Source organism: Streptomyces sp. NPDC028711, from assembly GCF_055565415.1.
The window spans coordinates 165881-184858 of record NZ_JBVHUJ010000002.1 but is presented as its reverse complement, the minus strand read 5'-3'; the positions used below and the strand labels follow the sequence as shown (position 1 = coordinate 184858).

The following is an 18978-nucleotide window of genomic DNA, read 5'->3' as shown; positions in this document are numbered from 1 at the left end:
CCCTATCCCCTGCTGCGGACGAGCAGATACAGGAAGTACGGGGTGCCGATCACCGCGGTCATCAGGCCCGCGCCGAGCTGGGCCGGTGCGATCACCGTCCGGCCCACCAGGTCGGCGGTGCAGACGAGGACCGCGCCGAGGAGCACCGCGACGGGAAGCACGCGGGCGTGCCGCCGGCCGACGAGGGCGCGGGCCGCGTGCGGTGCGACGAGTCCGACGAAGCCGATCGTGCCGGCGGCGGCGACGGCCGCCGCGCTGAGCAGGACGGCGAGGACGAGGAAGCCGAGGCGGCCGGGGGCCATCCGCAGTCCGAGCAGCCGTGGGGTGTCCTCGTCGAGCGACACCAGGTCGAGTGCGGTGCGCCGGGCGGACGCGGCCACAACGCCGACGGCGAGGACCACGGCGAGGGGCAGCACGTCGGGCAGGGTCCGCCCGTAGGTGGAACCCGACAGCCAGGTCAGTGCCTTCGTCGCGTTGAACGGGTCGGTGAGGATGATGAGGAGGCTGATGAGGGCCGCCGCCGCGGTGGCGACACCGAACCCGACGAGGACGAGCCGGTTCTGCTGGAACCCGCCCCGCGCGGCGAGGCCGAAGACGAGGACGGAGCTGACGGCGGCGCCGGCGAAGGCCGCGCCCGCGACGCCCCAGGATCCGGCCATGGGGACCGTCGTCACGAGGAGGACGGCGCCGAGGGCGGCGCCGCCGGAGACGCCCAGGATGCTCGGTTCGGCGAGGGGGTTGCGGGTCACGGCCTGGACGAGCGTTCCGGCCAGGGCGAGGGCGGCGCCCGCGAGGAGGGCGGCGAGGACGCGGGGCACCCGGGTGTCGAGGACGAAGGCGGTGGTCCGGCCGGCGCGTCCCTGGAGCCAGTTGAGCACGTCGCCGAGCAACAGCTTGGTGTCGCCGAGGAGTACGGCGGCGACGGTCACGCCGACGAGGAGGACGAGGAGGACGCCGGTGGTGCCGAGGAAGACGGCCCGGCTCCTGATGCGCAGCCGGTCGGGCGGGGCGGCTCCCGCCGTGTCGCGGGTCCGGGTGGCCATGACGATCAGGAAGCCGGCGCCGACGAGGCTGGTGACGACGCCCGTCGGCACGCCGACCGCCACGTCGGACGGGACGAGCGCGCGGAGCAGTACGTCGGAGCCGAGGACCAGGGCGGCGCCGGTGAGCCCCGCGACGGGCAGGGCGCCCCGGGTGCGGGCGAAGGCGCGGAACCTGCGGGCGAGCGGCCGGACGAGCGCGGGGGCGCACAGGCCGACGAAGCCGATGGGTCCCGCGAGGGTGACCGCGGTCGTGGAGAGCAGGGCGGCGAGCACGACGGCCGTGACCCGGGTGGCGCGGACGGGGACGCCGAGGCCGCGGGCGGCCTCGTCGCCGAGGGCGAGGGCGTCGACGCGGCGGGCGAGGAGGAGCAGGCCGAGGACTCCGGCGGCGGCGATCGGTGCCGTCCGGAGGACGCCGTCGAAGCCGTTCTGGGCGATGCTGCCCTGGTTCCACTCGTAGATGCCCTCGGTCTGCTGGGGGAACAGCAGGAACAGGCCTTCGGTGACGGCGGTGAGGCCGAGGGTGAGGGCACTGCCCGCGAGCACGAGCCGGACGGTGCCGGTGCCGAGACCGGAGAGGCCGAGGACGACGGCCGCCGCCGCGAGGCCGCCGACGAACGCGACGCCGGAGGAGGCGAGCAGGGGCAGCGAGACGCCGGTGGCGGCGGCCAGGCCGAGGGCGAAGTAGGAGCCGGCGTTGACGGCGAGGGTGTCGGGCGAGGCGAGGACGTTGCGGCTGACGGCCTGCAGGGCGGCGCCCGCGATGCCGAGCACGGCACCGACGAGCAGCCCGGCGGTCATCCGGGGCAGCCGGGAGGCGATGACGACGGAGGCGTCGGCGGGGTCGGCCCGGCCGGTGAGCGCCTTCCACACCTCCGGGGCACCGACGGCGGCCGTGCCCTGCGTGACGTCGACGACCGCGAGGGCGACGACGAGAAGGAGGAGCGCGGCCGTCACCCGGGCCGCGCCCGTCCGGGACGTGGCCGCCGGCGGACGGGTGGCGGGTTTCGTCGCGGTGACGGCCATGGTGTTACTTCGTCAGGGCGGCGACGACGGAGTCGATGTACGCGTTCATCGACCCGGTGCCGCCGAACATCCAGACGCCGTCGGGCAGTCGGTGGACGTTGCCCTTCTTGACGAACGGCAGGGACGTCCAGACCTTGTCCTTGGCGAGGACGCCCGTGAACGGGGTGCTGGCCGTGTCGCCGTCGTTTCCGACGTAGGCGAAGTGGACGTCACCCAGCTTGGTGAGGCCCTCGACGTCGGTGGCGCCGAGGCCGTAGGCCGGGTCGCCCTTGACCGTCCAGGCGTTCTTCAGGCCGAGCTTCTCGTTGACGGCGCCGATGAGCGAACCGCTGGTGAAGGGCCGGATGGAGACCTGGTTGGAGACGAGGTACCCGTCGGCGAAGGCGTACTTCGCGCCGGCGAGGCCGGCGTCCGCGAGGGCTTTCCGCCCCGCGTCGAGCTTGGCCTGGAACTCCTTCTTGAGCTGCGTGGACTTCTCGGTGGTGCCGGTGGCCTTGGCGATCAGGTCGAGGTTCTCGGTCATCTGCCCGATCGGGTCGGAGGCGTCGGCGGGGCGCACCTCCAGGACCGGGGCGATCTTGCGCAGCTGCTTCACGGCGGCCGGCGGCAGATCGGTGGTGGCGACGATGAGGTCGGGGTTCAGGGCGGCGATGGTGTCCGTGCTCGGCTCGCCGCGGGTGCCGATGTCCTTGGGCTCGTTCTTCAGCGGGACGGCCGTGTCCCAGGTCTTGTAGCCCTTGACGTCGGCGACGCCCACCGGGTCGACGCCCAGCGAGATCAGGCTCTCGACGACGTTCCACTCGGTGCCGACGACCTTCTCGGCGGGGCCGTCGAGCTTCACCTCGGTGCCCGAGGCGTCGGTGAGGGTGACGGGCTCGGTGGTCTTCTTCGCGTCGTCCGCGGCGGGCTCGGTGGTGCCGCAGGCGGTCAGGGTGAGGGCCGCGGTGGTGGCGACCGCCGCGGTGAGGAGGAGGCGTCTCATGAGGTGGTGCTGAGCCTTTCGCTTCGCGAGTGGTGCCGGCCCACCGCACGGGTGCGGAGCCGGCCGGTGAGGGGATCGGTGTCGACCTCGATGCGGATGCCGTACGTGCCGGTCAGCCGCTCCGGTGTCAGGACGTCCTCGGGGCTGCCGTCGGCGACGACCCGTCCCGCTTCGAGCAGGACGATCCGGTCGGCGACGGCCGCGGCCTGGTCGAGGTCGTGGAGGACGGCGCCGACGGCGATGCCGTGGTCGTCCGCCAGGTCGCGCATGAGGTCGAGGAGTTCGACCTGGTAGCGGAGGTCGAGGTAGGTGGTCGGTTCGTCGAGCAGCAGGACGCCCGTCTCCTGGGCGAGGCAGCCGGCGAGCCAGACGCGCTGGAGCTGACCCCCGGAGAGGTGCTCGGCGCCGCGTGCGGCGAGTTCGGTGACGCCCGTCAGTGCGAGGGCGCGGTCGACGGCGGCCGGGCCGTCCGGGTCGGCCTTGCCCCAGCGTCCGCGATAGGGGTAGCGGCCGAATTCGACCAGGTCGCGTACGGTCAGTCCGCTGGGGGTCGGCCGTCCCTGGGTGAGCAGGGCGACGTGCCGGGAGAACTCACGGGGGCTCAGCGCGAGGCAGTCGGTGGCGCCGTCGAGGACGAGCGTGGCGGTCCGGGGGCGCTGGAGCCGTGCGAGCGTGCGGAGCAGGGTCGACTTGCCGCTGCCGTTCGGCCCGACGAGGACGGTCACTTCGCCGGGGCGCAGCGTCATGGCGGCGTCGTGGACGACGTCGACGCCTTCGTACGCCACGGTGACGCCGGTGGCGATGAGTTCGTGACCGTGGGAACGCGGGGCCGCGGCGGTCTGTTCGGCTGCTTGCACGTCGCAGAGGTTAGCCTAACCTTACCGATCACCGAAAGGGGCTCCGGACGTCGGCCGCAAGGCGACTTCCAGCCAAGATCCCTCCCCCGCCGCGCCGAGGCCACGGGAAGATCCTCACCCCTCCATGAGTTGGTAGAACCGTGAACGATTTCATGGTGGAAGAGGCCGCGGCGGACGGGCAGCCCGTCACGCCGGTGGACGTCGTCGTCATCGGCGCCGGGCAGGCGGGGCTCTCGGCCGCCTTCCATCTGCGCCGCGCCGGTCTGGAGCCGGACCGGGACTTCGTCGTCCTCGACCACGCGCCCCGGCCGGGCGGCGCCTGGCAGTTCCGGTGGCCCTCGCTCACGTACGGCAAGGTGCACGGCATGTACGCGCTGCCCGGCATGGAGCTGACCGGCGCCGACCCGGCGCGCCCCTCGTCCGAGGTGATCGGCGCCTACTTCGACACGTACGAGCGCACCTTCGACCTGCGGATCCACCGCCCCGTCGACGTCACCGCCGTCCGGGAGGGCGACGGCGGACGACTCCTGGTCGAGACCTCCGAGGGCCGGTACGCCACCCGCGCCCTGATCAACGCCACCGGCACCTGGGACCGGCCCTTCTGGCCGCGCTACCCCGGCCAGGAGACGTTCCGGGGCCGTCAGCTGCACACCGCCGGATACCCCGGCCCGGCGGAGTTCGCCGGCAAGCGGGTCCTCGTCGTCGGTGGCGGCGCCTCCGGCACCCAGCATCTCATGGAGATCGCGGAGGTCGCCGCCGAGACCTTCTGGGTGACCCGGCGCGAGCCCGTCTTCCGCGAGGGCCCCTTCGGGGAGGCGGAGGGCCGGGCGGCCGTCGCACTGGTGGAGGAGCGGGTGCGGCGCGGGCTCCCGCCGCAGAGCGTCGTCTCGGTCACCGGCCTCCCCCTCACCGACGCGATCCGCTCGGCACGCGCGCGCGGGATCCTGGACCGCCTGCCGATGTTCGACCGGATCACCCCGACCGGGGTGGCCTGGGACGACGGCCGGAGCGTCGACGTGGACGTGATCCTCTGGGCGACGGGCTTCCGCGCGGCGATCGACCACCTGACCCCGCTGCGGCTGCGCGAGCCCGGCGGCGGCATCCGGGTCGAGGGGACGCGCGCGGTACGGGACGAGCGCGTCCACCTCGTCGGCTACGGGCCCTCGGCCTCGACGATCGGCGCCAACCGGGCCGGCCGTGCGGCCGTCTCCGCCATCCGTCGCCTCCTGTCCGGCGCCCCCGCCGACACCCCGGCCCTCGCCGCTCAATCCGTGTGAACCGACGCCACACCCCGGCCCTCGCCGCCGAGGCCGTGTGAACCGACCTCCGGCTCAGCCGGGTGAACCGACGCCGGGCTCAGCCTTCGCGGCGCCCCGGTGGGCGTTGAACTCGGCCACGTTCGCCTGGTGGACCGCGTAGTCGGCCGTGAAGCGGGTGTCTCCCGGGGCCACCGTGACGAAGTAGAGCCAGTCGCCGTCCGCCGGCCGGATCACCGCGTCCAGGGCCTGGTCCCCCGGGTTGCCGATGGGCGTCGGCGGCAGGCCCTTGCGCGCGTAGGTGTTGTACGGGCTCTCCGTCCGGGTGTCCTCGTACGTGGTGTCCACGGTGCTGCGGCCGAGCGCGTAGTTGAGCGTCGAGTCCATCTGGAGCGCCATGCCCCGGTCGAGCCGGTTGTGGACGACCCGGGCCACCCTCGCCATGTCCTCCGGGTTGTCGGCCTCGGCCTGCACGATGCTGGCCGCGATCACCGTCTCGTACACGCTGAGTCCGCGCGCCTTCGCCCCCTCGGCGATCCGCGCGGTGCCGAAGCGCTTGGCCGCCGTGTCCACCATGAAGCGCAGCAACCCTTCCGGGGTCGTGGCCGAGAGCACCGGATAGGTGGCGGGGAAGAGATAGCCCTCGGGGTTGCCGCCGGCGGCGGCGGGCAGCGGAAGGGCGGTCCCGGGCGCGGTCGCGGTCCGTCGCGCGGTGCCCTCGGGGAGGCCGAGCGCCCGGTCGACGGCGGTGTAGACCTGGCCGGCCCGCCAGCCTTCGGGGACGAGCAGCGCCCGGGGCTGTTCGACGGCGGGTTCGTCACGGGTCAGGAGCAGCGGGACGGTGATCCCGGCGGCCACGACGAGGACCGCTCCGAGGACGAGTGCCATCCTGCCGCGCCGGGTCAGCCGGGGGCGGTGGGAGGGCCCGGGCGGCCGGGGAAGGGACAGGCGCCGGCGGCGGCGCGGGGGTGCGTACGGGGACGGCGGCCGGTACGTCATGGCCGCACGCTAACCCGGCCCGTACGGGAATCCGGGGAACCCGCGCACGCGGCGGCGCCGCCGGTCCCCTGGGACGGGGAACCGACGGCGCCGGGCACTGCGATCGTCAGACGAGCCATCCCAGGAAGTGGAAGACGCCGGCGAGCAGATCGGTGATGACGTTCATGGTGGTGCTTCTCCTCGTACAGGTACATCGTGGGACTGATGTGGGATTGCTGTCGGAACGCACGGTCACGGTCTGCAGCCCGTCGAGCGCGCTCCGCAATCTTCCGACGCCGCACGGGAGTTGGGCAACGATTTCCGGCACGATCACACGTTCTGGGGAACAACCGCTCCCACGTTCGCCTGTTCGGCCTGGCCGCTGGTGCTCACGGCGCCGCGCGCGTCCCGGCGGACGAGCTCCGCGTACCGCCCGTTCCGCGCGAGCAGTTCCTCGTGCGTGCCGCGCTCCGCGATCCGCCCCGCGTCCAGGACGACGATCTGGTCGGCCTCGCGGACGGTGGAGAGCCGGTGGGCGATGGTGATCGTGGTGCGGCCGGCGGAGAGCTCGTCGATGGCCTGCTGCACCGCCTGCTCGGTACGGGTGTCCAGGGCGCTGGTCGCCTCGTCGAGAATCAGTACGGGCGGGTCGCGGAGGATGGTGCGGGCGATGGCCAGGCGCTGCTTCTCGCCGCCCGAGAAGCGGTAGCCGCGCTCGCCGACCAGGGTGTCGTACCCCTCGGGGAGCGAGGCGATGTGCTCGTGGATCTGGGCGGCACGGGCGGCGGCCTCGATCTCCTCGTCGGTGGCGTCCGGCTTGGCGAAGCGGAGGTTGTCGGCGACGGAGGCGTGGAAGAGGTACGTCTCCTGGGAGACCACGCCGACCGCGCGGGCGAGGGTGTCGAAATCCAGGTCGCGCACGTCGACGCCGTCGAGGGTGACACGGCCGCCGGTGACGTCGTAGAGGCGCGGCACGAGGTAGCTGAGGGTCGACTTGCCGGAGCCGGTGGGGCCGACGACGGCCAGGCTGCCGCCGGCGGGGACGGTCAGGTCGATGGAGTCCAGGGTCGGGCGGCCGGTGGCCCCCGCGTCGTAGCGGAACTCGACCGCCTCGAAGGCGACCTCGCCCCTGACCTCGGGGAGCCGGACCGGCTCCGCGGGCTCGGTGATGTCCACGGGCAGGTCGAGGTACTCGAAGATGCGCTGGAAGAGCGCGAGGGACGTCTGCATCTGCACACCGGTGGAGAGCAGGCTGACGGCGGGCCGGAAGAGGCCCTGCTGGAGCGAGACGAAGGCGACGAGCGTGCCGAGCGAGATCTCGGTCCCGCCCGAGCCCACCGCGATGCCGGCGGCCCAGTAGATCAGGGCGGGCATGGCGGCCATGACGATGCCGATGGTGGACATCCGCCAGCGTCCGGCCATGGAGGAGCGCACTTCGAGGTCGACGAGGCGCTCGGACTCCTCGGCGAAGGACCTGGTCAGCGAGTCGGCGCGGCCCATGGTGCGGCCGAGCAGGATGCCGCTGACGGAGAGGGACTCGGTGACGGTCGCGGCCATGGCGGCCATCTGCTTCTGGCGCTGGGTGGTGATCCGCTTGCGCTCGCGTCCGACGCGCCGGCTGATCCAGACGAAGACCGGCAGCAGGAGCAGCGAGACGACGGTGAGGCGCCAGTCGAGGGCGAGCATGGCGACGATGGTCGCGACGACGGCGGTGAGGTTGGAGACGAGGGAGGTGGCCGTCGAGGTCACGGTGGCCTGCATGCCGCCGATGTCGTTGGCGATCCGGGACTGGACCTCGCCGGTACGGGTGCGGGTGAAGAAGGCCAGCGGCATCCGCTGGAGCTGCTCGTAGACCCCGGTGCGCAGGTCGTGCATGACGCGCTGGCCGACGGTGGTCGAGATGAGGGTCTGGAGCACGCCGAACACGCTGGTCAGCACGGCGGTGGCGATCATGCCGAGGGCGAGCAGGCTGAGCAGCCCGGTGCGGCCCTGCGGGATCGCGGTGTCCAGGATCTCCTTGAGCAGGAAGGGTGAGGCGACCGAGACGAGCGAGGCGGCGCCGACCAGGAGGCCGACGACGACAAGGCGCGCGCGGTAGGGGCGGAAGAGTCGCAGGATGCGCCGCACCTGCGCGGGCTCCTTCGGCTGGTCGGAGTCGCGGGGAGGGGGCGTCCAGTCGGACTGGTCGTGGGGGCGCATGGGCTCCTTCGAGGGTCGACGATGTCGATCAGAGCATAGCTCACTGTTACCTACGCTCACAATGAACATGGTCCTGATATTGTTCCCGCATGACCTCCTCCGACGCGCTGGCCAGGCCCGACGCCGACGGGCTCCTCGCAGAACAGCTCCTGCGGCTCACCCGGCGGCTGCACCGCATCCAGAAGCGCCACCTGGAGCCGGTCGGCATCACCCCCGCCCAGTCCAGGCTGCTGCGCACGGTCGCGCACTTCGGGGAACCGCCCAGGATGGCCGACCTCGCGGCCCGCCTCGAAGTCGTCCCGCGCGCCGTGACCAGTCTCGTCGACGGGCTCGAGGCCGTCGACCGGGTCCGCAGGGTGCACGACCCGACCAACCGCCGGGTCGTGCGGATCGAGCTCACCGACGCGGGCCGCGCCACGCTGCGCGAGCTGCGCAGCGCGCGCCGGGCGGCCGCAGAGGACATCCTTGCTCCATTGACCGCCGCACAGCGCGAGGTGCTCGGAGGTCTGCTGACCGCCCTGGTCGACCCCGGTCCCGAAGGCGGCTGCTGACCCCACGGGCGCGGGGACGCGCCGAAGGGGAGCCGTGACATGCCGCTGTTCGAGCCGAACCCGCAGACCCTTCGCCCCGGTACGAAGCGGAGTCCGGCCCCGGACCGCGTCCCGGAGCTCCTGTCGCGGGGCACGCCACGGCGGCTGCGCGAGGAGCTCACCGAGTTCCTCGGCCCGGAGAAGGTCCTGTCGGGGATCTCCGACCTCGTCCGATACGCGTCGGACGCCAGCCCCTACCGGTTCGTGCCGCAGGTCGTCGTGGTCGCCGAGGACATCGACGACATCTCCACGGTCCTCTCGTACGCGCACGGCAAGGGCCGCGAGGTGGTCTTCCGGGCCGCCGGGACCAGCCTCAACGGGCAGGCGCAGGGCGAGGACATCCTGGTCGACGTGCGCCGCCACTGGGTGGGCGTCGAGGTCCTCGACGGCGGCGCCCGCGCCCGGATCCGCCCCGGCACCACCGTCGTACGCGCCAATGCCGCGCTCGCCCCGTACGGACGGGTCCTTGGCCCCGATCCGGCCAGCGCCGTCGCCTGCACGATCGGCGGGGTCGTCGCCAACAACGCCTCCGGCATGACCGCCGGGACGACCCGGAACGCGTACCGGACGCTCTCCTCCCTCACCTTCGTGCTGCCGAGCGGCACCGTCGTCGACACGGCGGACCCGGACGCCGACGAGCAGCTGGCGCGCGCCGAGCCGAGGCTCTGCGCGGAGCTGCTCGCGATCAAGGCGGAGATCGAGGCGGACGCCGCGCTGACCGCCCGGATCCGGGCCAAGTACGCCATCAAGAACACCAACGGCTACCGGCTCGACGCCTTCCTCGACGGCGACACCCCGGTGCGGATCCTGCGGGGCCTCATGGTCGGCTCCGAGGGCACCTTCGGTTTCATCGCGGAGGTCGTCCTCGACACGCTGCCGCTGGACCGCGAGGTGTCCACGGCCCTGCTCTTCTTCCCCTCGCTCCCGGCGGCTGCCGCCGCCGTGCCCCTCTTCAACGAGGCCGGGGCCCTGGCCGTCGAGCTGATGGACGGCAACACGCTGCGGGCCTCGGTGACCGTGGCGGGCGTGCCGGCGGACTGGGCGGAGCTGCCCCGGGAGACGACGGCGCTCCTGGTCGAGTTCCGGGCGCCGGACGCGACGGCGCTCGCCGCGTACGAGCGGGCGGCGCAGGAGGTCCTCGCCGGGCTCGGCCTGGTCGCCCCGGTGGCCTCCGTGGAGAACGCGTTCACCCGCGACCCGAAGAGGATCTCCGGCTACTGGAAGGCCCGCAAGGCCTTCGTGACGGCCGTCGGCGGCTCGCGTCCCGCGGGGACGACCCTGATCACCGAGGACTTCGCCGTACCGCCGTCCCGGCTCGCGGAGGCGTGCGCCGCACTGCTCGACCTCCAGTCCCGGCACGGCTTCGACGCTGCCGTGGCCGGTCACGCCGCGCACGGCAACCTCCACTTCCTCCTCGCCTTCGACGCCGCCGACCCCTCCGACGTCGAGCGGTACGCGCGGTTCATGGACGAGTTCTGCAAGCTGACCGTGGAACGCTTCGACGGCTCCCTGAAGGCCGAGCACGCCACCGGCCGCAACATCGCGCCCTTCCTCGAACTGGAATGGGGCACGAAGGCCACCGACCTGATGTGGCGGACCAAGGAGGCCATCGACCCCGACGGTGTGCTCGCCCCGAGGATCGTCCTCGACCGCGACCCGCAGGCCCATCTGCGCGGCCTGAAGACGATCCCCTCCGTGGAACGGATCGCCGATCCCTGCATCGAGTGCGGATTCTGCGAGCCGACCTGTCCCAGCCAGGACCTGACGACCACTCCGCGCCAACGGATCGTGCTGCGCAGGGAGATGATGCGGCAGAGCGCGGGCTCCCCGGTCGAGACACGGCTTCTGGAGGCGTACGGCTACGACGCCGTAGACACCTGCGCCGGGGACTCCACCTGCGCGCTCGCCTGCCCGGTGGGGATCGACACGGGCGCGCTCATGAGGGAGTTCCGGCACGAGCGCCACTCGCCGCGCGAGGAGCGGATCGCCGCCCTGGCCGCGCGGAACTTCCGGGCGGTGGAGGCCTCCGCACGGCTCGCGGTCGCCGCGGCGGACCGGATCGGCGACCGGGTCCTCGGTTCGGTGACGGGCCTGGCCAGGAGGGCGTTCAGCAGCGACCTGGTGCCGGAGTGGCTGCCGGAGATCCCGGGCGCGGCGGCCCGCCGGCTGCCCCGCACCCACCGCCCGGCGGCGGCCGCCGTCTACTACCCGGCCTGTGTGAACCGGATCTTCGGAGGCCCGGAGGGCGACCCCGGGCCCTCGCTCCCCGAGGCGGTGGTCGCGGTGTCGGCGCGGGCGGGGAGGCCGGTGTGGATCCCGGACGACGTCGCCGGTACGTGCTGCGCGACGATCTGGCACTCCAAGGGGTACGCGCGGGGCAACGAGGTGATGGCGAACCGGATCGTCGAGGCGGCCTGGGGGTGGACGGCGGGCGGGACGCTGCCGCTGGTGGTGGACGCCTCCTCGTGCACGCTCGGCATCGCGCACGAGGTGGTGCCGTATCTGACGGCGGACAACCGGGCGCTGCACGCGGAGATGACGGTCCTCGACTCGCTGGTGTGGGCGGCGGACGAACTCCTTCCACGGCTCGACGTGCGCCGCCGGGTCGGCTCCGCCGTGGTGCATCCGACGTGCTCGATGCGGCATCTCGGCGACGAGGACAGGCTGACGGCGCTCGCCGGGGCCTGCGCGGAGGAGGTCGTCGTCCCCGCCGACGCGGGCTGCTGCGCCTTCGCGGGCGACCGGGGCATGCTGCACCCGGAGCTGACGGCCTCGGCCACCGCCCGTGAGGCGGCCGAGGTGACGGCGCGGACCTTCGACGCGCATCTCTCGGCCAACCGGATGTGCGAGATCGGGATGGAACGGGCGACGGGCCGCGGCTACGGATCGGTGCTCCTCGCCCTGGAGCGGGCCACGCGCCCCTGACCGTGCGTCAGGCCGGGTGCCCCTCACGCCGAACGGTGAGGGGCCTTCGCACGTTCGGGTGACGGAGCGTGTCCCGTGCCGCTCGGCGCGAGCGACGGAACAGTACAGTCCGATCATCCGTCGGGACGGCCGTGCACTCGGTCCGGGAGGTTCCATGAACGAGCAGACGCCGCACACGCCGAGCCGCCGTCAGGTCCTCGGCACAGCAGCGGCGGCCGGGGCCGGTCTCGGTGTCGGCGCCCTCGGCACCCCGTACGCGCAGGCCGCCGTCCCGTCCGCTCAAGCCGCCGCCACGTCCGCCCGAGCCGCCCCGTCCGCCGGGACCGCGGCCGCGCCGAAGCGCCGCGGCGCCACCATGGCCGGTGTCCCCTTCGAGCGCCGCTCCACGGTCCGCGTCGGCATCGTCGGGTACGGCAACCGGGGCGCCGCCATGATCGGGCACTTCCTCTCGCTCCCGGGGGTCCGGGTGACCGCCGTCTGCGACCCCGTACGGGAGAAGGCCGAACGGGCGGCCGCGAAGACGGTCGCGGCCGGACAGCCGACCCCCGCCCTGTACACGAACGGCGAGGACGACTACGAGAAGCTCTGCACCCGTTCGGACGTCGACCTCGTGTACGTGGCCACCCCCTGGGAGACCCACTTCGCGATCGCCCGGGCGGCGATGCTGAACGGCAAGCACGCGGGCGTGGAGTGCCCGGCCGCGATGCGGCTCGACGAGCTGTGGGAGCTGGTCGACCTGTCGGAGCAGACCCGCCGCCACTGCATGCAGCTGGAGAACTGCTGCTACGGCCGGAACGAGCTGCGGGTCCTTCGGATGGCTCACGCCGGCAAGTTCGGCCGGCTGCTGCACGGCGCGGGGGCGTACAACCACGACCTGCGGGGGCTGATGTTCTCCCCGACGTACTACGAGGGTCCCTGGCGCCGGCTCTGGCACACCCGCCTGAAGGGCGACCTCTACCCGAACCACGGCTTCGGGCCCGTCGCCTCCTACATGGACGTCAACCGGGGCGACCGGGCCGTGAGCATCAGCAGTCTGGGCACGCCCGCGCTGGGTCTCGCCGAGTACCGCGAGGAGAACATGCCGCCCGGCGACCCCAGCTGGAAGGAGTCGTACACCGGGAGCGACCGGACGATCAGCCTGGTCATGACGGCCAAGGGCCGGGTGATCCGCCTGGAGCACGACGTCTCCACCCCGCACCCGTACAGCCGGATCAACAGCCTGGGCGGTACGCGGGGCGTCTTCGAGGACTTCCCCGCCCGGATCTATCTGGAGCCGGACCACAAGGACGACGAGTGGGGCGACTTCTCGGCGTACGCGGCCGAGTTCGACCACTGGCTCTGGAAGGAGCACGCCAACCCGCCGGGCGCCCACGGCGGGATGGACTACCTGATGATCTACCGGCTGACGCAGTGCATGCGGCTCGGTCTCGTCCCGGACTTCGACGTGTACGACGCCGCCACCTGGACGGCGCCGCTGCCGCTGAGCGACGCCTCGATCAGGGCCGGGGGCGCCCCGCAGGAGATCCCCGACTTCACGCGCGGCGAGTGGGCCAAGGCACGCGCGGGACTGGACTCGGTGAAGCCGGCCTGAGGCGTGGTGCCCGGCCCCGCTGTCCGGGGGCCGGGCACCGTGGTGGTCAGCAGCGTCGCAGGTCCTCGGTGACGCTGCCCTGGACGGTCGTCACGCTCCGGTCGTGGCAGCCGTCGGAGCCGTACAGGCGGTAGCGCTCGTTCGTGGTGCCGACCGCGTGCCGCTGGTCGCGCGGAACGCCGGTGGTGTACGTGGCGTCCCCGGTGTACGTGTCGTCGAGCCGCGACCAGGAGAGGCGCCGTCCGTCGCGCACGACGCTCGTGTCGGCGCGGTCCCCGAGGGTGAGGACCGTCCGCAGCCGGTCGCCCGCGCCGATCGTCGTCTCCCCGTCCATCGTGTACGTCCGGTCGGCGCGCGTGACGGTCCGGCCGGTGGTGACGGTCTCCCGGTCGGTCCAGCGCGCGGTGAACGCGTCCGGGTTCTCCCCCTCGCCCCAGCGGTGGACGGAGGTGTGCGCCACGGAACGGGTGACGGTGGTGTCGACGCGGCCGTGCGAGGTGTTCAGATGGCCGGCGACGGTGAGCCGGTGGTCCGCGTCCGTGTCCAGGCGGTGCGGCGAACCCGCCGTGTACCGCGAGGAGTTGCGCGGCGCGGTCTCCTCGTGGCGGTCGAGGCCGCCGGTGACGACCCGGCTGCCCTCGTCCTGCCAGAGCAGCACGTTGGTGGGCGTGGACCAGCCCGACTGCCCGGCCGGGACACCGGCGACCGTGACCTCGACGCGGTGGGCGCGGCCGTCGTTGAGGACGGCGGCGAAGGGCGTCAGGTCGTAGACGATCGGCTGGACGTCGAAGGCGCGCGGCCCGGGGGTGACGTACCAGAGGAAGGGGTTGGACCAGCCACCGGTCCAGACCGTGGGGAAGGGCGCGGCGATGCCGGCGAGGCGGCCGTCGACGGAGACGCGGACCTCGCGGTGCGGGCCCTCGGCGGCCCGGCAGGAGTAGGGGGCGGCGTCGGGGACGGAGAGGTACCAGTACTCCTCGCAGCCGCCGCCGGAGCCGGTGGCGTACACCTCGGCGAGGACGCGTTCGGTGTTGCGCGGGGTGGTGAGGGCGGCGCCGGTGAGGGGGATCACCCGGTCGGGGGTGCCGGCGGCGGGTTTCACGCGGCCCTGGGCGGTGTGGAAGGTGAGGGTGACGCGGACGTCGATGACGCCGGTGTACGTCTCGTTCACGACATTGCCGATGAGCATCTCGACCGGCTGCGGGCGGCTGAGGGTGTCCCGGTAGCGGGTGACGTCCTTCTCGACGGACCAGGCGATGCCGTCGGGCGAGGGCTGGGGCGTGGAGGTGCGGAAGATCTCCACGCCACCGACGGTGAGGTGGCCGAGGCGGTCGTACTGGCGGCCCTTCACCTTGCCTTCGAGGCGGAGGACGACCTTGTTCCAGCGGGTGCCGCACTCCTTCGGCGGAGCGTAACTCCCCTGGTAGGGGGTGAAGTCGCGGAACTGGGCGGCGGCGAGGGTCACCTCGCAGGCGCGGGTGCCGGGGGTCTCGACGGGCGGGGCGACGGAGACCGGGTCGTGCCAGTCGCTGGTGAACTCGGCGGGAGGCGTCGGACCGTTCGGACCGTCGGCGGCGGCCGGCTGGGCGGTGAGCAGGGCGCCGGCGGCCAGCACCAGACCGCTGAGCATGCTCATGATCTTGAGTGATCTCATGGGGCGGAAGTGAAGCGTGGTCAGCGCCGCGCGGTCCAGAGGACGATGAGCGGACATGGCGCGATCTGTTCCGTCATGGGGAAAATCGATTGCCGCCCGGCGGGGAAAAAGCGAACCTTGCACGGTTTCCCCCGCCGCCGGACTCCACAGGCGCACATCCCGGCGCGCGTACCCCCAGACGAGACCCGGAGACCCTGGGACCCATGCAGATTCGAGATCTTCCCCACGCCGACCCAGGGGTCCCCGATGTCCGCTCGGGCACCCGGTTCCTCGTCTGGCTCGGCCGACAACAGCTCGGCGGGCAGGTGAGGGCCACGCTCTGGGGACTCCTCCACCACCTGGGGATCGCCGGCCTTCCGTTCGGCGTCGGCATCGCCGTGCAGGCGGTCGTGGACCGCGACAGCGGGCGGCTCGCGTTCGCCGGTGCGCTGCTCCTGCTCTTCGGAGCCGCGATCACCGTGGGTGACGTGATGCTGCACCGCACCGCCGTCACCAACTGGATCACGGCCTCCGCCCGGGTCCAGCAGCTCCTCTCCCGCAAGACCGCCGAGCTCGGCTCCGTCCTGACCCGGCGGGTCGCCGCGGGCGAGGTCGTCGCCGTCTCCACCGGCGACGTCGAGAAGATCGGCTGGTTCGTCGAGGCCCTGTCACGGTTCGCCGCCGGCGCCGTCGTCCTGGTCCTCGTCTGCGCGGGCCTCATCGTCTACGAACCCTCCCTCGGCGTCGTGGTGGCCGTCGGCGTCCCCCTCCTCGCCCTGTCCGTGCTGCCGCTCCTCCCCCGCGCGACGCGCCGGGCGGACATCCAGCGCGAGAAGGCGGGCAAGGCCACCGAACTGGCCTCCGACACCGTCGCCGGACTCCGGGTGCTGCGCGGCATCGGCGGCGAGGAGCTGTTCCTCGGCCGCTACCGCGCCGCCTCCCAGGAGGTCCGCGAGGCGGCCGTCCGCAGCGCCCGCATGTGGGCGCTGATCTCCGCGACCCAGGTCGTGCTGCCCGGCATCCTGCTCATCGTCGTGGTGGCGTACGGGGCGCGGCTCGCGCTCGACGGACGGATCACGGTCGGTGCGCTGGTCACCGTGTACAGCGCCGTCGCCCTCACCTACCACCCGCTGCGGAACTTCGAGGAGATCGCCATGGCCTTCTCCTTCTCCCGTCCGTCGGCGAAGCGGGCCGCGCGGGTGCTCGCCCTGAGCCGTACGGTCACCACCACCGGCGACGGGGAGCGCAAGGCGACCGGGGACCTGTACGACCCGCTGACCGGCCTGCTCGCACCGGCCGGCCTCCTCACGGCCGTCGTCTGCGGCGACCCGGACGTCGCCGGGCGGCTCGCCGACCGGCTCGGCGGCCACCCGGCCGAACCGGGCGAGGACCACACCTCGGTGCTGCTCGGCGGGGTGCCGCTCGACGAACTCCCCCTCGGGGCCGCCCGTACGGCCGTCCTCGTCCAGGACAAGGACCCGGTCCTGCTCTCGGGCACGCTCCAGGAGCTGCTCGACGTGCCCCGCTCCGGCGAGGTGCTCCCCGGCCAGGCCCTGGCCGCCGCCCGGTGCGAGGACGTCCTCGACGCCCTGGCGCAGGCCTCCGTGGACGCCGACGGCGACCCGATGCGCACCAGGATCACCGAGCGGGGCCGGTCGCTCTCCGGCGGCCAGCGGCAGCGGCTCGCGCTCGCCCGGTCCCTGGTGACCGACCCGGAGGTGCTCGTCCTCGACGAGCCCACCTCGGCGGTCGACGCCCACACCGAGGCGCGGGTCGCGGCCGGTGTCAGCGAGCTGCGCGCGGCCAGGACCACCGTGGTCCTCGCCTCGTCGCCGCTGCTCCTGGACCGCGCCGACCGGGTCGTCCTGGTCCACGAGGGCCAGGCGGTCGCCGTCGGCACCCACCGTGAGCTGCTCGCCCGGGAGCCCCGCTACCGGGCGGTCGTCACCCGGGAGACCGACGAGGAACTCAGCCCGCCGGGCCCCCGCCTCGGCGAGACCGAAGCGGACGAACTCGAAGCGGATGAACTCGAAGCGGACGAGATCGAAGCACTGGAAGGGGAGACGGCATGATCGGCCTGGCGCCTCCGGCGTACGACCCGGCGGCCCCGACGACGGCGACCACGCTGCCCGTCGCCGGCACCGCGACCGTCCGCGCCTACGCGCGTGCGCTGCTGCGCCGCCACCGGCGGGCGTTCGCGCTGCTCATCGGGGTGAACGCGGTCGCCGTGGTCGCCTCGATGGCCGGCCCGTACCTGCTGGGTTCGGTGGTGGACGAACTGGCCTCGGGGGCACGCGAGCTCCATCTGGAGCGGACGGTCGCCCTTTTCGCGGCCGCCCTGCTCGTCCAGACCTTCTTCGTACGGCTCGTCCGGCTGCGCGGGGCGATGCTCGGCGAGGAGATGCTGGCCGACCTGCGGGAGGACTTCCTCGTCCGCGCGGTCGGCCTGCCGCCCGGCGTACTCGAACGGGCCGGTACGGGCGATCTGCTCTCCCGGATCACCACGGACGTCGACCGGCTCTCCAACGCGATGCGCGAGGCCGTGCCCCAGCTGGCCATCGGCGTCGTGTGGGCGGGGCTGCTGCTGGGCGGCCTCGCGGTGACGGCGCCGCCGCTCGCGCTCGCCGCGCTGCTCGCGGCGCCGCTGCTGATCGTCGGCGGCCGCTGGTACTTCAAGCGGGCGCCCTCGGCGTACCGCTCGGAGTCCGCGGGGTACGCGGCGGTGGCCGCCGCCCTCGCCGAGACGGTCGACGCGGGCCGTACGGTCGAGGCGCACCGCCTGGGCGAGCGCCGGATCGCCCTGTCGAACCGGCGCATCTCGGAGTGGGTCGCCTGGGAGAGGTACACGCTCTTCCTGCGCTCGGTGCTCTTCCCCGTCGTCAACCTCACCCATGTGACGGTGCTCTGTTCCGTGCTCCTGCTCGGCGGGGTGTTCGTGCTGCGGGGCTGGATCGACGTAGGCCAGCTGACGACGGGCGCGCTGCTCGCGCAGATGCTGGTGGACCCGATCGGGATCGTGCTCCGCTGGTACGACGAGCTCCAGGTCGCCCAGGTGTCGCTCGCCCGGCTCGTCGGCGTCCGGGACATCGAGCCGGACTCGGGTGACGCGGAGGTGCGGCCTGAGGGCCGGGCCGTCCGGGCGGACGAGGTGCGGTTCGGTTACCGCGAGGGCGTCGACGTGCTGCACGAGGTCTCCCTCAGGGTGGCGCCCGGCACCCGGCTCGCCCTGGTCGGTCCGTCCGGCGCGGGCAAGTCCACGCTCGGCCGGCTGCTCGCGGGCGTCTACGCCCCTCGGACCGGCTCGATCACCCTCGGCGCCGCCGAACTGGCGCGGATGCCCGCCGAGCGGGTCCGTGAGCACGTGGCCCTGGTCAACCAGGAGCACCACGTCTTCGTGGGCACCCTCCGTGACAATCTGCTGCTTGCCAGGACGGGCGCGTCGGACACCGAGCTGTGGGCCGCGCTGACGGCGGTGGACGCGGAGGTCTGGGCCCGGGGTCTCGGCGAGGGCCTGGACACCGAGGTCGGCTCGGGCGGCGCCTCCCTGTCCCCGGCGCAGGCCCAGCAGATCGCCCTTGCCCGCCTCGTCCTCGCGGACCCGCACACCCTGGTCCTCGACGAGGCGACCTCGCTGCTCGACCCGCGGGCGGCCCGGCACCTGGAGCGCTCCCTCGCCCGTGTCCTGGACGGCCGCACGGTGGTGGCCATCGCCCACCGGCTGCACACCGCGCACGACGCCGACCTGATCGCGGTGGTCGAGTCCGGGCGGATCAGCGAGCTCGGCAGCCACAGCGAACTGGTCGCGGCGGACGGCGCGTACGCGGCGCTGTGGCGGTCCTGGCACGGCTGACCGCACGGAGGACATGAGAAGGGGCCGCACCGTTCCGGTGCGGCCCCT

General features: G+C 73.3%; 12 protein-coding genes. 6 read left to right on the top strand and 6 right to left on the bottom strand.

What is annotated here, in order from left to right; genetic code table 11:
* Positions 1–2: 2 nt before the first annotated feature.
* From ACZ4VK_RS06675 to ACZ4VK_RS06665, 3 genes are read right to left on the bottom strand one after another with little or no spacing between them, the layout of a single operon-like run.
* Positions 3–2069, bottom strand: coding sequence for an iron ABC transporter permease (locus ACZ4VK_RS06675; protein ID WP_468349210.1), 2067 nt, complete (start codon positions 2067–2069; stop codon positions 3–5).
* 4 nt (positions 2070–2073) lie between these two features.
* Positions 2074–3051 carry an iron-siderophore ABC transporter substrate-binding protein gene (locus tag ACZ4VK_RS06670; RefSeq protein ID WP_468349208.1) on the bottom strand — a complete coding sequence of 326 codons (978 nt, stop codon included), beginning with the start codon at positions 3049–3051 and terminating at the stop codon, positions 2074–2076.
* Positions 3048–3908: an ABC transporter ATP-binding protein gene (locus tag ACZ4VK_RS06665; RefSeq protein ID WP_468349206.1), complete on the bottom strand. Its 861-nt coding sequence runs from the start codon at positions 3906–3908 to the stop codon at positions 3048–3050. Before ACZ4VK_RS06665 ends, ACZ4VK_RS06670 begins: the two co-directional genes overlap by 4 nt.
* Before the next feature lie 152 nt (positions 3909–4060).
* Here ACZ4VK_RS06665 and ACZ4VK_RS06660 point away from each other — a divergent pair, with 152 nt between their 5' ends.
* Entirely contained in the window at positions 4061–5185 is a 1125-nt protein-coding gene (locus ACZ4VK_RS06660) for an NAD(P)-binding domain-containing protein (RefSeq protein WP_468350772.1), read from the top strand.
* Positions 5186–5239: 54 nt separating this feature from the next.
* Here the strand turns inward: ACZ4VK_RS06660 and mltG are convergent, their stop codons facing one another.
* Both mltG and ACZ4VK_RS06650 read right to left on the bottom strand, forming a co-directional pair.
* A complete protein-coding gene (mltG, locus tag ACZ4VK_RS06655; protein WP_468349204.1) occupies positions 5240–6163 on the bottom strand; it encodes an endolytic transglycosylase MltG in 924 nt (307 codons plus the stop codon).
* Positions 6164–6472: 309 nt separating this feature from the next.
* Positions 6473–8341, bottom strand: coding sequence for an ABC transporter ATP-binding protein (locus ACZ4VK_RS06650; RefSeq protein ID WP_468349202.1), 1869 nt, complete (start codon positions 8339–8341; stop codon positions 6473–6475).
* A gap of 89 nt (positions 8342–8430) precedes the next feature.
* On the opposite strand from ACZ4VK_RS06650, the gene ACZ4VK_RS06645 reads away from it, so the two are divergent.
* The 3 genes from ACZ4VK_RS06645 to ACZ4VK_RS06635 all read left to right on the top strand — a co-directional run bounded on the left by ACZ4VK_RS06645 (position 8431) and on the right by ACZ4VK_RS06635 (position 13447).
* Entirely contained in the window at positions 8431–8892 is a 462-nt protein-coding gene (locus ACZ4VK_RS06645) for a MarR family winged helix-turn-helix transcriptional regulator (RefSeq protein ID WP_468349200.1), read from the top strand.
* 39 nt (positions 8893–8931) lie between these two features.
* Positions 8932–11856 carry an FAD-binding and (Fe-S)-binding domain-containing protein gene (locus tag ACZ4VK_RS06640; RefSeq protein ID WP_468349198.1) on the top strand — a complete coding sequence of 975 codons (2925 nt, stop codon included), beginning with the start codon at positions 8932–8934 and terminating at the stop codon, positions 11854–11856.
* 154 nt (positions 11857–12010) lie between these two features.
* On the top strand, positions 12011–13447 hold the full coding sequence (locus ACZ4VK_RS06635; protein WP_468349196.1) for a Gfo/Idh/MocA family protein: 1437 nt from the start codon (positions 12011–12013) through the stop codon (positions 13445–13447).
* A 46-nt stretch (positions 13448–13493) separates the two neighbouring features.
* On the opposite strand, the gene ACZ4VK_RS06630 is transcribed toward ACZ4VK_RS06635, so the two are convergent.
* Positions 13494–15101 (bottom strand): peptide-N4-asparagine amidase, encoded by a 1608-nt coding sequence (locus ACZ4VK_RS06630; RefSeq protein ID WP_468349194.1) that lies wholly within the window; start codon positions 15099–15101, stop codon positions 13494–13496.
* Positions 15102–15304: 203 nt separating this feature from the next.
* Between ACZ4VK_RS06630 and ACZ4VK_RS06625 the strand changes: the two genes are divergently transcribed.
* Positions 15305–17152 (top strand): ABC transporter transmembrane domain-containing protein, encoded by a 1848-nt coding sequence (locus ACZ4VK_RS06625; RefSeq protein WP_468349192.1) that lies wholly within the window; start codon positions 15305–15307, stop codon positions 17150–17152.
* On the top strand, positions 17149–18930 hold the full coding sequence (locus ACZ4VK_RS06620; RefSeq protein WP_468349190.1) for an ABC transporter ATP-binding protein: 1782 nt from the start codon (positions 17149–17151) through the stop codon (positions 18928–18930). The genes ACZ4VK_RS06625 and ACZ4VK_RS06620 overlap by 4 nt, the downstream gene beginning before the upstream one ends.
* Positions 18931–18978 lie beyond the last annotated feature (48 nt).